We start from the raw sequence: 1323 nt of genomic DNA on the forward strand, positions 1-1323 counted from the left end.
CCGCGCGCTCCAGGAACGCGGCCCGCTCGGCGAGGGGCCGCGCCCGGTAATCCGCGGCGGCGGCCGCCGCCTCGCGGCAGGCCGCGTCGACCTCCTCGCGGGTGGCCTCGGGCACGTCGCCGCCGGCCGCGGCACTCGTGCGCGCGCCGATCATGTGGTGAATGTCCACGCTCATTGGGAATCCTCCGTCAGTTGCATCGATATTCGTCTCTCAACCCGGCGGCCTCCCTCCACCGGTTCCGGACGAGGGATCGAACCGGGCCGGCGGCAGCCCGCTGACCCCCGGCGTCAGCCGGTAGAGCCCGCCGCCGGTGCCCTCGCCGTCGGGCCGCGCGGTGGTCACATAGAGCTCGTCGAGCGCCGGACCGGCGAACGTGCACGACGTGATGCAGCGCACCGGCATCCCGATGCGGCGCTCCCGGCGGCCGTCCGGGGTGAAGCGGGACACCAGGCCACCACCGAAGTGCGCCACCCACAGGGCGCCTTCGGCGTCGCAGGTCATGCCGTCCGGGACGCCCTCCGAGGACGGCAGCCGGATGTGCACGCGCCGGTTCTCCACGCGGCCGTCCGGGCGGAGATCGAAGGCGTAGATGCGCCCCGCAAACGAGTCGGTGTGGTAGAGCGTTCCCCCGTCCGGGCTGAACGCGGGTCCGTTCGAGACCACGTAGCCACTGTCGACCGCCGTCATCCCCCCGGCGTCCAGGCGATACAGACTGCCCGAGGCGCGCGTCTCCGCGTCGTCCATGGTGCCCGCCCAGATCCGGCCTTCGGGGCCCGCCTTGCCGTCGTTGAACCGGTTGCCGGGATCCTCGCTCTCCGGTGCGGCCAGTTCGCGGACGATCTCCACATCGTTGTGGTCCAGCCGGAGGTGGACGACACGCGTGCGCAGGCCGGCCACGAAGCCGTCGTCGTCGGTACGCGCCACCAGCCAGCAGCACGCCTCCGGCAGCCGCCACCGGGTGACGTCGCAGTCGCGGCGCCTATACCGGTAGATGCAGGCGCCGCGGATGTCCACGAACAGCACGGCATCCTCGGCGGGCAGCCAGAGCGGTGCCTCGCCCAGCGCGGCCGCACCGTCCCATACGAGCTGCGGCTCGCGGCTCACGCCGCCTCCGCCGGTGGCAGATCGTTGGCGTCCATGGCCTCCTCCCCTTCGCGATACCCGCCGGTACGGACTGTGCCCATCAGCATAGGCACGCAAGAATAACCAACAAATGCCATTTTCCGTTTCTCCCTATACACATATGGGTATACCAGGGATTGGTGGCACCGGCGCCCCGGGATCCGGTGGCTCACGGCAATACCTCTCCGCCGTGGGCCACC

Annotated in this window: 1 protein-coding gene; it reads right to left on the reverse strand. The window is 71.2% G+C overall.

Annotation, left to right across the window (positions count from 1 at the left end):
• Nucleotides 1-211: 211 nt before the first annotated feature.
• Nucleotides 212-1105 (reverse strand): SMP-30/gluconolactonase/LRE family protein, encoded by an 894-nt coding sequence (locus tag G7A99_RS19920; protein WP_163143525.1) that lies wholly within the window; start codon nucleotides 1103-1105, stop codon nucleotides 212-214.
• Nucleotides 1106-1323: the final 218 nt, after the last annotated feature.

The sequence above is a fragment of the Arhodomonas sp. KWT genome (assembly GCF_010993615.1).